General features: G+C 37.6%; 14 protein-coding genes. 8 read left to right on the top strand and 6 right to left on the bottom strand.

Annotated features, from left to right (window positions below):
• Positions 1 to 652, bottom strand: a 652-nt coding sequence (locus FTT73_RS12020; RefSeq protein ID WP_180191480.1) for a transposase, incomplete at its 3' end; no start/stop codon positions are given.
• A 198-nt stretch (positions 653 to 850) separates the two neighbouring features.
• On the opposite strand from FTT73_RS12020, the gene glnE reads away from it, so the two are divergent.
• From glnE to FTT73_RS11980, 8 genes are all read left to right on the top strand, one after another.
• On the top strand, positions 851 to 3601 hold the full coding sequence (gene glnE, locus FTT73_RS12015; protein WP_180191479.1) for a bifunctional [glutamate--ammonia ligase]-adenylyl-L-tyrosine phosphorylase/[glutamate--ammonia-ligase] adenylyltransferase: 2751 nt from the start codon (positions 851 to 853) through the stop codon (positions 3599 to 3601).
• A 24-nt stretch (positions 3602 to 3625) separates the two neighbouring features.
• The gene (locus FTT73_RS12010; RefSeq protein WP_074384043.1) at positions 3626 to 4552 is read left to right on the top strand and encodes a branched-chain amino acid transaminase; all 927 of its coding nucleotides are present in this window, start codon (positions 3626 to 3628) and stop codon (positions 4550 to 4552) included.
• Positions 4553 to 4680: 128 nt separating this feature from the next.
• The gene (locus tag FTT73_RS12005; protein WP_180078612.1) at positions 4681 to 5403 is read left to right on the top strand and encodes a glycosyltransferase; all 723 of its coding nucleotides are present in this window, start codon (positions 4681 to 4683) and stop codon (positions 5401 to 5403) included.
• A gap of 25 nt (positions 5404 to 5428) precedes the next feature.
• On the top strand, positions 5429 to 6172 hold the full coding sequence (locus FTT73_RS12000) for a hypothetical protein (RefSeq protein ID WP_180078610.1): 744 nt from the start codon (positions 5429 to 5431) through the stop codon (positions 6170 to 6172).
• A gap of 3 nt (positions 6173 to 6175) precedes the next feature.
• Positions 6176 to 6982: a glycosyltransferase family 25 protein gene (locus FTT73_RS11995; RefSeq protein WP_180072068.1), complete on the top strand. Its 807-nt coding sequence runs from the start codon at positions 6176 to 6178 to the stop codon at positions 6980 to 6982.
• A 9-nt stretch (positions 6983 to 6991) separates the two neighbouring features.
• Positions 6992 to 7363 (top strand): capsular biosynthesis protein, encoded by a 372-nt coding sequence (locus FTT73_RS11990; RefSeq protein ID WP_180072067.1) that lies wholly within the window; start codon positions 6992 to 6994, stop codon positions 7361 to 7363.
• A gap of 12 nt (positions 7364 to 7375) precedes the next feature.
• A complete protein-coding gene (locus FTT73_RS11985) occupies positions 7376 to 8113 on the top strand; it encodes a glycosyltransferase family 2 protein (RefSeq protein ID WP_180072066.1) in 738 nt (245 codons plus the stop codon).
• Between the two features lie 5 nt (positions 8114 to 8118).
• On the top strand, positions 8119 to 9681 hold the full coding sequence (locus FTT73_RS11980; protein ID WP_180072065.1) for a hypothetical protein: 1563 nt from the start codon (positions 8119 to 8121) through the stop codon (positions 9679 to 9681).
• Between the two features lie 45 nt (positions 9682 to 9726).
• Here FTT73_RS11980 and FTT73_RS11975 read toward each other — a convergent pair whose 3' ends face one another.
• The 5 genes from FTT73_RS11975 to aspS all read right to left on the bottom strand — a co-directional run bounded on the left by FTT73_RS11975 (position 9727) and on the right by aspS (position 14724).
• A complete protein-coding gene (locus tag FTT73_RS11975) occupies positions 9727 to 10740 on the bottom strand; it encodes a WavE lipopolysaccharide synthesis family protein (RefSeq protein ID WP_180072064.1) in 1014 nt (337 codons plus the stop codon).
• A 10-nt stretch (positions 10741 to 10750) separates the two neighbouring features.
• On the bottom strand, positions 10751 to 11641 hold the full coding sequence (locus FTT73_RS11970) for a hypothetical protein (protein WP_180078608.1): 891 nt from the start codon (positions 11639 to 11641) through the stop codon (positions 10751 to 10753).
• An 80-nt stretch (positions 11642 to 11721) separates the two neighbouring features.
• A complete protein-coding gene (locus FTT73_RS11965) occupies positions 11722 to 12585 on the bottom strand; it encodes a lysophospholipid acyltransferase family protein (RefSeq protein WP_180078606.1) in 864 nt (287 codons plus the stop codon).
• Positions 12586 to 12603: 18 nt separating this feature from the next.
• A complete protein-coding gene (locus FTT73_RS11960) occupies positions 12604 to 12825 on the bottom strand; it encodes a hypothetical protein (protein ID WP_004733007.1) in 222 nt (73 codons plus the stop codon).
• A 114-nt stretch (positions 12826 to 12939) separates the two neighbouring features.
• Positions 12940 to 14724 (bottom strand): aspartate--tRNA ligase, encoded by a 1785-nt coding sequence (aspS, locus tag FTT73_RS11955; protein WP_180191478.1) that lies wholly within the window; start codon positions 14722 to 14724, stop codon positions 12940 to 12942.
• Positions 14725 to 14802 lie beyond the last annotated feature (78 nt).

The following is a 14802-nucleotide window of genomic DNA, read 5'->3' as shown; positions in this document are numbered from 1 at the left end:
GTAATGCACGTACACGTTTTTTATTCTTGGCTCGTTGAGCAATACCTAATTTCTGTTCATATTTCCGATAGAACTTAGGATTTGAAATTACAGTACCATCAGAACAGGTGGCAACGTCTTTTAAACCTAGATCAATACCAATCGCTTTAGTTGCAGTAGGTTTATTTTGCTTAGATGAATCCACTACAAGGCATACATACCACCGTCCACGACTATCCTCAACGAATGAGCCTGTTCTCACGCTGTATTTACTTAATCCGTAACTATCCCATAACTTGAATTGATGCTTGCCGTACTGAACATATCCATCAGCGTATTTGATTGCTACTTTCTTGAAAGGAATCCAACCAAGTGATCTTCTCGCTGACTTCTTATTGCTCACACGCCATTTCAGCTTTGCTTTCTTGAACTGTTTTCTTCGAGTGATTAATTCTTCTGTAACAGCCTGAATGGTTTGGCTATGTAGATTGCATTCTTTCGATGCGCCTTTGGTGTATTTGGCAACATCATAGGCTGATAGAAATTCACCTTTTCTTTTTAGATGTTTAAACCCTAAATCATTGACATAATTCCAGACAAAGTTCACCTCAGATGCTAATTGGTCTAGCACCTTGCAATGTTTGTCTTTTATGCGTAATTTAAGTGTTTTCATGTGGTTATATTAACAATTTTTTCTCTATACCCTATGTTGGGCAATTCTTAAAACGACATTTTATGTCGTGTCGCTTATATCTCTGCTCTGAAGGACAGAGTTTGACGCTTCATTTGATAAATTTCAAACTAAAACACTCCCCCTGAGACAAAACTCCTGCTATAACTAGGCAGAACGTTTCGGGGGAAGAGTTGAGTGATGAATGCGACACAATTGCAAAAAACCTTAAGAGCAAGCCAATATGCTGAACAGGTATTGGCCAATCACCAGAGCCTCCTGGAACAGGATTATGCAATTGACCAGTTTCAGGCTGCACTCAGTCGGGAATATATTGATCAGCTGGTGCAGCACTGTATCCTGAATATTATAGACGAAGCCGCCTGGATGCGCGCCATGCGTATTCTGCGGGCCCGCCTGATGTTTCGCTGGATCTGGCAGGATGCCAATCAACTGACCGATGTGATTACCCTCACCCGAGAACTCTCCGATTTTGCCGATGCCTGTATTTGTGCAGCCAAAGATTTTGCCCGTATGCCGATTGCTGCCAAGTATGGCCAGCCGATTGCTTATAACGGTAAAGTTCAGGATCTTATTGTCATCGCTATGGGCAAACTCGGCGCGCAAGAACTTAATCTTTCCAGTGATATTGACCTGATTTTTGCCTTCGATGAACAGGGTGAAACCGATGGGCGCAAATGTATCGATGTGCAGCAGTTTTGCATCCTGTGGGGACAAAAACTGATTCACCTGCTGGATCAGATCACGGCGGATGGTTTTGTGTTCCGGGTCGATATGCGCCTGCGTCCTTGGGGTGATGGTTCAGCCCTGGCCATTAGTCATGTGGCCTTAGAAAAATACTTAAGTCAGCATGGCCGTGAATGGGAGCGCTATGCCTGGATCAAGGCGCGTGTTGTCAATCCAAGTCCGGAAGGTGATGCCCTGCTTGACATGACCCGTCCTTTTGTCTTTCGTAAATACGTGGATTACAGTGCTTTTGAAGCCATGCGCGAAATGAAAACCATGATCGAGCGTGAAGTCCAGCGGCGTAATATTGAAGATGATATCAAGCTCGGTGCTGGCGGTATTCGCGAAGTTGAATTTATCGTGCAGGTCTTTCAGCTGATTTATGGTGGAGCCAAACTTGAATTGCAGGATCGCCAATGTCTGGTCAATCTGAACCATCTCGATGATGCTGAACTCTTGGATGAACAGGCAGTCCAAGATCTGGAAGATGCCTATTTGTTCCTGCGCCGGGTGGAACATGCGATTCAGGCCTTAAACGATCAACAAACCCAATCTTTACCGACTGAGCCTGATTTACGTCAGCGAATGGTAGAGACCTTAGGTTTTGCAGACTGGTCAGATTTTATGACTGTCCTGAACCAGAAGCGAGCCAAAGTCATTTATCAGTTTGAGCATCTGATTAAGGAAAATGAACCGGAAGCCCAGGTCGAAAGTTTTGTCCAGCTGGAAAAGAAGCTCAACGATGTTCTGGATGATGCCGCCAAGAATCTGGTTCATGAATTCTGGCATGGTCATGCATTGAAAAAGCTACCGGCCAAGGCGATTCAACGTTTAAAAACCTTTTGGCCTTATCTGATTGAAGCGATTCTGGAGTCTGCCAAGCCGCAAATGGCGTTGTTGCGTCTCATGCCCTTGGTTGAGTCGGTGATGCGCCGTACTGTCTATCTGGTCATGCTGATTGAAAGTAAAGGCGCACTGCAACGACTGGTGAAAATGGCCACGGTGAGTCCCTGGATTTGTGAAGAACTCTCACAATATCCGGTATTGCTGGATGAGTTTCTGTCGATGGATTTTGAGTTACCGAAACGACAGGATCTGGAAGATTCTTTACGCCAGCAATTACTCCGTATTGAGATTGATCAGGTTGAAGATCAGATGCGGGTATTGCGCCTGTTTAAAAAATCCAATGTCTTGGCCGTCGCAGCCAGTGATGTTCTGGCTGAAAGTCCTTTGATGAAAGTTTCTGATGCCTTAACCGATATTGCCGAAGTATCTGTCAATGCAGCTCTGCATTTGGCCTATCAGATGGTGGCCAAAAGGCATGGTTTTCCCCTCGATGCCGAAGGCAAGCGCTGTTCAATCGAGCATACTGCCTTTGCGGTCATTGGTTATGGCAAGGTCGGTGGCATTGAACTGGGTTATGGCTCGGACTTGGATTTAGTGTTTATTCATTTTATGGGAGAACAGGCCGATACGGATGGACTCAAGCCGATTAGTGGTTTTGAGTTTGCCATGCGCGTGGCACAAAAATTCATGTCATTGATGACCACGCAAACCCTGGATGGGCGGGTCTATGAGGTCGATACCCGTTTACGTCCCTCTGGTGAAGCAGGACTCCTGGTCACCAGTCTGAAAGCCTTTGAACAATATCAGCTTAAGAGTGCCTGGTTATGGGAGCATCAAGCCTTGGTGCGCGCGCGTCCAATTGCGGGTGAGCTAAGCCTAAGACAAAAATTTGAAATCTTACGCCGTAATATTTTGATTCAGCCTCGTGATGAAAATTATGTGCGGGCAGAAGTACTAAAAATGCGTCAGAAAATGAAGGATCATCTGGGCTCCTCCAAAGCGCAGAAAAAAGATGGAATTTTTCATTTAAAACAAGATACAGGTGGTATCGTAGACATCGAATTTATGGCACAGTATGCAGTGTTGGCCTGGAGTGGGACGAATAAAGATCTCGCCCATTTCTCCGACAATGTAAGAATTCTTGAGGATACCGCAAAATCAGGTTGCTTATCCAGCGACGATGCGACTGCTCTGATTCAAGCTTATCTCAGTGAACGCGCCGAGAGCCACCGCTTAGCCCTTGCAAATCAATCCATGCAAGTGTCTGCAAGCGACTGGCACGATACCCGAATGACCGTTTGCAAGTTATGGCAAAGACTAATTGATCCAAGTGCAAGCTTTGTGCTGGATAGTGAATAATTGTGAAAAATTGGAGTTTGTGGCATGAATTTGGCTGATCGTGATGGTTTTATTTGGCAAGATGGACAACTGGTTGACTGGCGTGAGGCGAAAACCCACGTATTAACCCATACTTTGCATTACAGCATGGGTGTGTTTGAAGGCGTCCGAGCTTATGAAACTCCGAATGGAACGGCTATTTTCCGTCTAAAAGAACATACCAAGCGTTTGTTGAATTCTGCAAAAATTTATCAAATGAAAGTTCCATTTGATCATGCAACATTAGAACAAGCGCAAATTGATGTGGTGCGTGAAAATAAACTGGCATCTTGCTATTTACGTCCAATCCTTTTTATTGGCTCTGAAAAATTGGGTATTGCTGCAACTGATAACACGATTCATGCTGTAGTTGCGGCATGGAGCTGGGGTGCTTACTTGGGTGAAGAAGCCATGGCGAAGGGTATTCGCGTGAAAACTTCATCATTTACCCACCATCATCCAAACGTGACCATGTGTAAAGCCAAAGCGTCTGGTAACTACACGCTGTCGATTCTGGCGCATCAGGAAGTCGCGCATTCGGGTTATGATGAAGCCATGTTGCTTGATCCACAAGGCTATGTATGCCAGGGTTCAGGCGAAAACGTATTCTTGGTGACTGACGGTGTAATTCATACCCCTGATATTGCCGGTGGTGCGTTGGATGGTATTACCCGTCAAACCATTATTACCATTGCCAAAGACCTGGGTTATGACGTGGTTGAACGCCGTATTACCCGTGATGAATTCTATATTGCCGATGAAGCGTTCTTTACCGGTACTGCTGCGGAAGTGACCCCAATCCGTGAATATGATGACCGTCAAATTGGTGAAGGTGTCCGTGGTCCAATCACGACGCAAATCCAAAAAGCTTATTTTGATGCAGTTCAGGGTAAAGATCCTAAATATGCACATTGGCTAACTTACGTGAAATAAGTAATAATTTACTGATTGAAAAAACCTCTCATTTGAGAGGTTTTTTTTAAGGGATATACTTATTCTGCCGAACTTATGTCATCATATTCGGTATCCAGAAGATTTTAAGATGAGCTTAAGCATACGCAATGAGTAACATCGTTATTTGTATGAAATGGGGAACCAAATACGGTTCTGAATATGTCAATCGTTTATACAACATGGTTAAACGACATACGACAGTCGATTTCAAAATGGTCTGTCTGACGGATCGTACGGAAGGAATTAATCCTGAAGTACAATGTTTCCCAATTCCACCTTTGGCATTGCCTGAAGGTGCGCCTGAACGTGGCTGGAATAAGCTGTCCACTTTTGAACCTGATCTGTATGGTTTAGAGGGCAATGCGCTATTTCTCGATCTTGATGTGGTGATTGTCGATAACATCGATGAGTTCTTTAGCTATCCGGGTGATTTTCTGATTATCCATGACTGGAAACGTCCTTGGCGGATTACCGGCAACAGTTCGGTGTATCGTTTTAAACTGGGTGCATTTCCGGGACTTTTACCGTATTTCCGTGAAAATTTTGATGAAATCCGTCAGAAATTCCGTAATGAGCAGGCTTATTTGTCTTGGTATGTAGATAAAGAGGGTAAGCAGACTTATTGGCCAGAAAGCTGGTGTAAGAGTTATAAATATCATTGCCTGCAAAAAATTCCGATGGCTTATTTCAAGCCCCCAGTGAAGCCTGAAGGTGCCAAAATTATTGTGTTTCATGGTGAAATTAATCCACCTGATGCAGTCAATGGCGGTGGTGGTAAATGGTATCGTTATGTGTTGCCATCAAAATGGATTAAGGATGCTTGGCAGTAAGCTGTCATAAATTGGTTTTTTGAACATGCCTGTAAGAAAAAAAAGTAAATTTGAACAGTGGTTTTCATTTAGTCGACATCAACGTCGTTTTGGTGCAGATAAACTATATGCTGAACTTCAGGGTGTTGATATTGAGTTGTTAAAATCTCAAGTGATTGAGGGTAACGAGCTTAAATATACTCATGGCTCAGCAAAAGATCTCAATGAGCATATCGAGCAGCTTAAACATGAATTTGTGGGACAGTCTGCTCTAAACCATTATCATGCAAGCTTGATTGTCTTGATTCGTCGTGAAGTGGACGTTCAAGAAAATTTTGAAAAGTTTAAAGGGCTTTGGACTGTTGAACGAGATTTTCTCTTAAGATCTTTAAATATTCGATGGTTAATTTCAGCGTGTGATACGTTTTTAGATTTGCATGATGATATGACACTCAAAGCAATATTAATGAATGCGGTGGTATTGATTAATACTTTGAAGCTCCAAGAAACTGAACGTTATTTGTGTGATCAATCCTTGCAAGTCAACTTAGAACACCAAACAAAATTACAAACAGAACGTTATGCGTTGTTTGATGGTACTTCAGCTTTTGCTGTTGGAACGGATGATACGTTACGAAACATGCGTTGGCGACTCGACCAAATTTGTGCTGTTCATCCACTGGGGCAGTTGGTGATTGAAATCTTTGATCGCTTACAGCGCGAAGAAAACAATAATGTCTATTCACGTTTTAAGCAGCGCCATACACGTGAAAAAACACGTTGGTGGTAAAATATGCAAATATTCATTATTAATCTAGAATCATCGACGCAACGTTTAGCGTTTCAAAAAGATCAATTCGAAACGTTAAATTTAAACTTTGAGCGTATTGCTGCAGTTTCCACCAATGATATCAGTGACCAAGATTACGAACGATTAGGTTTTGGTTGGCAGCGCCCATTACGAAAAGTTGAAGTTGCGTGTTTTCTGAGTCATAAAAAGGCTTGGGAGAAAATTATATTATCTCAACAGCCTGCTCTGATTTTAGAAGATGATGCCGTAGTTGCTCAAACGATGGCATCAGTATTAGGCGAAATTGATGCTGCAAATTTTTTAGATATTGATCTAATTAATTTTGAAGTAAGAAGCCGTAAAAAAATTATTTCTAAGCAGCCAATGCAAGTGTTGAAGGATTGTCAAATAAAGCTGTTTGATTTATATCAAGACCGAACTGGGGCAGCAGGATATTTACTTTATCCATCGGGTGCTAAAAAGTTATTAAAAAGGCTTGAAAAAACTGCACCTGCAATTGCAGATGGATTTATTTTTAGTGCATATGAATTAAATGTATTACAAGCTGAGCCAGCACTGATTATTCAAGAAGATCAATTACAAGCATATGGTCTAATAGCAGAAAATCAGTTTGACTCTACAATTGGGCGTTCTGAACATTATAACCCCATTTACCGATCTGTCGCTGAGAAGAAAGTATTTAAACAGCGTAGGATTTTAGGGCAATGGCACATGGCTTGTCGTTATTTGCAAGTAATGTTTAAAGCACAAAAGCGGTTTATATTTTTAGACAAAAATCGATTTAAATAGGGTTGTGTAATGAAAAGATTGATTATGGACTTGGATGATACTATTTGCCAAACAGAAAATGGCGATTATATGAATTCGAAACCGATTTATGAAGTAGTAAAAAAAATGAAGGAATATAAAAATAAAGGTTTTGAAATCGTCATTAATACAAGTCGAAATATGAGAACATATCAGGGAAATACAGGAAAAATCACAGCTAATACATTACCTATAATTATAGAATGGCTAAATCAAAATGATGTGCCATATGACGAAATCTATATAGGAAAACCGTGGTGTGGTTTTGAAGGATTTTATGTGGATGATAAAGCTATCCGACCTGATGAGTTTGTAAATTTAGATTATGATGAAATTGAGAAATTAATAGGTTCGTTTAAATAACAAAGGATTGATATGTTTATAATTCCAATGGCAGGCTTAAGTTCTAGATTTTTTAAAGCAGGTTATGTAAAGCCAAAGTATCAGTTAGTGTTGCCTAATAATTTGAGTATGTTTGAGTGGTCTATGAGGTCATTTGAATATTATTTTAAGACAGATACCTTTTTATTTATAGTACGAGATTTATACGAAACACAAGAATTTGTTAAAGAGAAGTGTACTAAGCTTGGGATCTTAAACTTTATTATTGTAGTCTTAAGTGATGAAACAAGAGGTCAAGCCGAGACTGTATATTTAGGTTTAAAAAATATTATAGATAAAGTTGATGTTTTAACTGAAGAAGTATATGTATTTAATATTGATTCATATAGACATCATTTTAAAAAACCAAATATTTCAAAAAAATGTGACGGATATATTGAAGTTTTTCAAGGCGAAGGAGATCATTGGTCTTTTATAGAAATTAATGATAGCGGAAAAGTGATTAGAACGACTGAGAAAGAACGTATATCAAATTTATGTAGTGATGGACTCTATTTTTTCAAAAATGTAAAAAAATATTTGAATTTAGTTGAAAAGGGAATTGAGCATAACAAGTTTGTAAAAGGAGAGCTTTATATAGCACCACTGTATAACTTAATAATTCAGGAAGGTGGTGATATAAGATATGACTTAATTGATATAACTGACATAGAGTTTTGTGGAACTCCTACAGAATTTATGGATATCTCTAATAAAATGTTGGGTACTTAAGTAGTATGATTTTAATAAGTTCATCAGCATATGTTGTAAATGAATTCCAAACTGAGTTGGGCGAAATCCCCCCGTGCTTTTTACCTTTAGGTAATAAAAAATTAATTGAACACCAAGTTTTTCAATTAAGAGATTATTATCCTAACGAGAAAATAATTCTTTCCTTACCTGAATCTTATATTCTATCGTGTAGTGAATCGAAATTATTGGGAGAATTGGATTTAAATTATTTTAGTGTTCCAGATGAATTTACGCTATCAGAATCAATAAGTTATATTCTAAATGTTGTAGATTTTGAATTGGAAACCTTGAAGTTGATTTATGGAGATACATTAATAAGGGAGTTTCCAAGTTTAGAAAATAAAGATTTAATAGGTACGGCATTTACACAAGATGGTTACAAGTGGTTCATAGAAGATCATATTAATGAATTACCATTAGTTTGGTGTGGTTATTTTATATTTTCATCAAAACAAAAATTATTACAGTGTCTTGCTTTAAACAGGGCTGATTTTATTCAGGCTGTACAAATGTATCGTTCTATAGTTCCAATGAATATTTATATATGTGAACAGTGGTTGGATTTGGGACATATTAATACATATTTTCGATCAAGAGCACTCATAACGACTCAGAGATCTTTTAATGATCTAAGTATAAAGAATGGAATTCTTTTTAAATCAGGAGAGCCTAGTCAAAAAATTTTAGCAGAAAGTAATTGGTTTAAAAGTATTCCTACAGAGTTAAAGATTTTTGTACCACATTTAATTCATGAAGCGACCGAACAAAGTGGTAGAGTAACTTATGCACTTGAATATTTGCCTAATCTTCCCCTAAATGAATTATTTGTTCATGGTAAGAATGCCCCTATAGAGTGGAATACTATTTTTTTGCGTATTAGAGAATTCTTAAATATTTCTAGTTTAAGTAATGTGGATAATAATTTATCTGATGTTGTTGGGAAAGATTTTATACAATTAGTAAGAGATAAGACATTCTCAAGACTTTCAAGTATTAAAGAATATAATAGTGTTAATTTAGATACACACAATTTTTATGATGGTTTGGAATTACCCTCATTAAAATATATTTGTAATTATTGTATACAAAAAGTCTTAGAATTAAAGAGTTATCCTTCCATAATGCATGGGGATTTTTGCTTTAGTAATATTCTTTTTGATTCACGTTCTAATAGAATAAAATTAATTGATCCAAGAGGAATTAATGCTAATGGGGAAATTTCTATTTACGGTGATCAAAAATATGATTTGGCTAAATTAACGCATTCAATAATTGGTCTTTATGATCATATTATGGCTGGTCGGTATTTTATCCTTGGCTCTAAAACGAAAAATGTCAGAATTGATTTTGATATAGATCAAAGAATATATGAAATACAAAAAATATATTTAGATTTAATTTTAATTGAAGATTTGGAGACGGAGAAGATTTTACCTCTAGTTATCTTATTATTTGTCTCGATGGTACCTTTACATAGTGATCGTAAAGATAGACAAGAAGCTATGTTATTGAATGCTTTAAGGCTATACAAAGAATATTGCATTTAATTATGTATTTTGTGCTTGTTACTTCAATAAAGTAACAAGCATATTTTATTTAAAAAGAAGAAATAACTTTTGGATTTTTCGATAAGTTCTCTTTAAATTTAATATTCTTTTAAGTAAATATGGAGACCATTTATAAATTTTAGCTAAATTTTGACGAAATTTAATAGAATCTGGAAAGGAATATTTTGGATTCAAATTAATAATAATATTCCTTTTTTTTCTATACATTTCTAAAATATCATTTGTAGAATAACAGAAAAGATTGCAAAATTCAGAATCATAAGATTTTTGAAATTTAGGCATACTTAGGTCAATATCTTTAGGGTGACATATGAAAAAAGTATCAACTAGAATATTTTCAAAATTGCTAATTATTTCTTTATTATGATCATTGTGGAATGCTATTGGAAATTTTTCTTCTTTGAAAAGAAAGTTTAAACAGAGCCATTGTTCTACTGCATATCTAGACCTAAATTTTTTTTCTATCGTATTTGAAAAAATAGCATGAGGGTACCTTTCATACCAACTTGCATATTCTTCAGTATAATAAGGGCAGGAAAAATATCGTATTAAATCCTCTTTTAAGCCCAGTAAAAGAATGTCACTTATATGGTAAGGAAGTCTTTCATTAAAATTAGGATTAAGAGAGTATAATGAAATAGTGATAATTCTTTCAGAGGATTTTTTAATATCTCTTGTATCACTATAATTTAAAATTTGATTCCATATTTCTAAAATTTTATCTGATTTTAACGTTTGATCTGTTCTTAATTTTAATATTAACTCTCTATCTGATGCTTCAATCCCAGCATAAGTTGACTTTATTTGTCTATTGATATTGTTAACTCTAGAATCAAATTTGAGTGGTGAAAGTACACCTATATCTTCATTAATAATAACTTTATCGAAAATATTTTCTATATCTTCAAAAAACTCATTTGTTGATAAGATGATTTGACAATTTTTAAATTTCTCTCTTAAAATTTTGACATTTTTATTTATTGAGTATTCCTGATAAATAGGACCTTGAATTACTATAGAAAGTTGATCTGATTTCATGATTTATTACTTAATTTACAAGGAGGTTGGTAATTATTAGAACAAGAATTAATATGATAGCTAGACTAAATTTAAAGTATTTTTTATATTTTTCATTGTTATGACCCTTTATTTTATAGTAAAGATTCTTATTAGTAGGACGTACAATAATATTATTTTTCGAATCAAATCTCACTACATCATAGTTATATAAATAAAATTGATGGCTCATATTACGTCTAACAATACTTTCATGAAAAGACATTTCAGGATGAAAACTAAAAGTAGGAAATTGATTTGGATAATCTATATAAAATTTTTCAAAGAAGTTAAAGTCTTTAAAGTAGTTTTTAATAGAAGTCTCTGAAAATAATAAAAATATATCAGACGCTTTATATACTGATTGCATTTTTTGTTCGGTAATTAGCATTGAAGGATAATTACTAAAACTGATTACAGTATTTGCACTTATAATAAATTCTTTGATAAAATTATTTAAATTGAATTCAGTATTCAATTTTACATCAGGTCTAATAACTATTACATAATCATATTCTATGTTATGTATTTTTTGATAATTAGATTTTAGTAAGTATGCTTCATGCATACTATGTAGCATATACTTTAAACCATGTAAAGGAACACTATTTTTTTTTAATTTTGAGTCTTTATCTTTTGAGTACTCTCCTATATCTTCTATAAAGTTTTGATGTTCTACCTTAATGGATTTAGGTTTATAAATTCCCTCTACTTTATGTAGGTTTAGATTATCATTTTTATTTTTAAATCGACTGGTATCTGTTATATCCCATGTATGGATAAAAACATCGCAGTCATATTTTTCTAGTAGATTAGCTTTTAAAGATTGAGAACACTCTTGAAAAGTTCTCATATGTCCAAATAATAATACAGCTAATTTCATATATGATTCAGATAAAAACTATTTCATGAATTATAACGTTTTTCTGAATTAATAAGAAGATAGTTTTCTACAAACTAATTTTACTTGTAGAAGTCAAAAATATTTTTTAACCTCCTAAACCTTTTATATCCCCACAAATACTGTTCTGGAGCGACATTAATCATGCGCTCCATTTCTTTATTTAAGGTATCAACAGAAAGCTGTAAATCCTTCGATAAAATATCATTTGATAATTCAGTCACGTAAATATCATAACCCGATAAATCTTCACGTCTTAAACAACTGAGTCCAACCACAGAGCATTGTGTTTTAGCCGCAAGTTTGGAAAGAAGCGTAGAAGATAGCGCATTTTGACCATAAAAATAAGAATAGATTCCACCAGATTCTTTCGGGACATGATCCGGTAAAATCGCAGAAAAACCACCCTGTTTGAGATGCTTAAATAAAGCACGCACACCAGAATCATCGGTCGGAACCAGTGTCGCATTCAGACGTTGCCGAGCTTCCAGCATAAAGCGATCGACATCTTCATTTTTGCTGGGCTTATACATAATCACAGGAGAGGTATGTTGATTGACCCAGACATTCAACAGCTCCCACGTGCCAAAATGAGGCACTACCGCCAAGCAGCCATGCGGGTTTTTTAAAGCCTGAATAAATAAATCTGCACCATGCACATCTCGAATTAAAGACAGCGCATAATCTGGTGATGAACCCCAAATCTTGACCGATTCCGCATAGGTCATACACTGACTTTTTAGGCTGCGTTTGCTTAAATCAGCACGTTCAGATTTCGAAAGTTCTGGATAAGCAGAGGCCAGATTAATCTCAGTTACTCGGCGTGCAGAAGAATGGCTGAGATACAAAAGAGATCCAGCCAGTTGCGCAAGATTTTGAATAAATCTTAATGGAAATTTGGAGAAATTTTTCAGTAAGGTGTACATGCTATCCAGAGCGTCAGATTATAGGTCTTTATCTGGATTGCCCTTCAGCACCATATAAATCAAACCGACGAAAATCAGTAAGGCACCTAAAATACTGCTCAGGCAAAAATACACAATACGTTCATTGGTATCGAGGTTGAACAGGTTGTTGGCAAGGATATAACGCATGAACAGCCATTGAACCACTGAAAATACAATAAGCATAATGCTGCGATTACGAACTGCAGGACGCATAGCCATTGCGAATTACCTTAGATTAAAAACTATCGCTATTATGCCACTGTTCCAGGGTCGACTCAATCACACAAAAAAAGCCCCGCGCAAGGCAGGGCTTTTCACTTAAATCTTCAAGAATTATTCTTGAGATTCAGCTTTTGGTTTTTCACGTAAGCGAATACCAAGGTCACGCAGTTGGTTTGATTCAACTGGTGCCGGTGCTTGCGTCAATGGACATTCCGCAGTTTTGGTTTTCGGGAATGCGATCACGTCACGGATTGAAGATGCACCAGTCATCAACATTACCAGACGGTCAAGACCGAATGCCAAACCACCATGTGGAGGTGCGCCATAACGTAAAGCATTGAGCAAGAAGCTGAATTTCTCTTCCGCTTCTTCTTCATCAATGCCTAAAGCTTCAAAAATTGCTTTTTGCATTTCAAGGTTATGAATACGCAGCGAACCACCACCCACTTCAGTACCGTTCAATACCATATCGTAAGCAACAGAAAGTGCAGCCCCCGGGTTGTTCTTCACCTCTTCAACGCTTGATTTCGGTAGCGTGAATGGGTGATGTACAGAGGTCCATTTTCCATCATCAGTTTCTTCAAACATCGGGAAGTCAACGACCCAAAGCGGTGCCCACTCACATGTTGCCAATTTCATGTCATGACCGACTTTAATACGTAAAGCGCCCATTGCATCGTTTACAACTTTCGCTTTGTCCGCACCGAAGAATACGATATCGCCATTTTCAGCACCCACACGTTTTAATAGATCAAGCACGATTGGCTCGATGAATTTCACGATTGGAGACTGAAGGCCTTCGATACCTTTTTCAAGTTCGTTAACTTTGATATAAGCGAGACCTTTTGCACCGTAGATGCCGACAAATTTGGTGTATTCATCAATCTGGCTACGTGGCAATGAACCTGCACCCGGTACGCGAAGCGCAACGATACGGCCTTTCGGGTCTTTAGCAGGACCTGCGAATACTTTGAATTCAACGTCTTGCATCATATCTGCAACGTCAACCAGTTTCAAAGGAATACGCATATCCGGTTTATCAGATGCATAGTCACGCATTGCATCGGCATAAGTCATACGTGGGAATTTGTCGAATTCAACATTTAAAAGTTCTTTGAACATTTTAACCGTCAAGGTTTCCATCAAATCCATAATGTCATCGTCACTCATGAACGATGTTTCAACGTCAATCTGGGTAAATTCTGGCTGACGATCTGCACGCAGGTCTTCGTCACGGAAACATTTAGCAATTTGGTAGTAACGATCGATACCGCCGACCATCAACAACTGTTTGAACAGCTGTGGAGATTGTGGCAGTGCATAGAAGCTGCCGTTTGATACACGGCTTGGTACCAAATAGTCACGCGCGCCTTCTGGGGTTGCACGGGTCAAAATAGGCGTTTCAACATCGAGGAAACCATTGTCTTCGAAGTAGTTACGAATCAGGTTGGTCAATTTAGAACGGAAACGTAGGCGATCTAACATTTCTGGACGACGGATGTCCAAGAAACGGTATTTCAAACGAACTTCTTCAGAAATATTGGTGTTTTCGTCATTCAAAGGGAATGGCGGAGTGTCTGACTGAGCAAGAACTTCAATTTCTTTACCCAAGACTTCGATCTGACCGCTCACCATATTGGCATTTTCTGTGCCTTCATAACGGCGACGTACACGGCCTGTAATTTTTAATACGAATTCTGAACGTACTTTGTCCGCAGTTGCGAATGCTTCAGGGGTATCCGGGTCAATAACCACTTGAACAAGACCGTCACGGTCACGCATATCAAGGAAAATCACACCACCGTGGTCACGGCGACGGTGAACCCAACCGCATAATGTTACAGTCTGGTCAATTTGAGTTTCGGTTAAAGAACCGCAGTAATGAGTTCGCATCATAGCGTTAGAAATCCAACTATATGGGTTAAGGTCAGCGAATACGTAAACAGCGTACCGCTTTGAGTAGAGGTAGGATTA

Origin of the sequence: Acinetobacter sp. YH01006 (assembly GCF_013420445.1) — a bacterium.
GTDB lineage: Bacteria > Pseudomonadota > Gammaproteobacteria > Pseudomonadales > Moraxellaceae > Acinetobacter > Acinetobacter pseudolwoffii.
The sequence above is the reverse complement of the archived record's forward strand: the minus strand, read 5'-3'. Positions and strand labels throughout refer to the sequence as shown.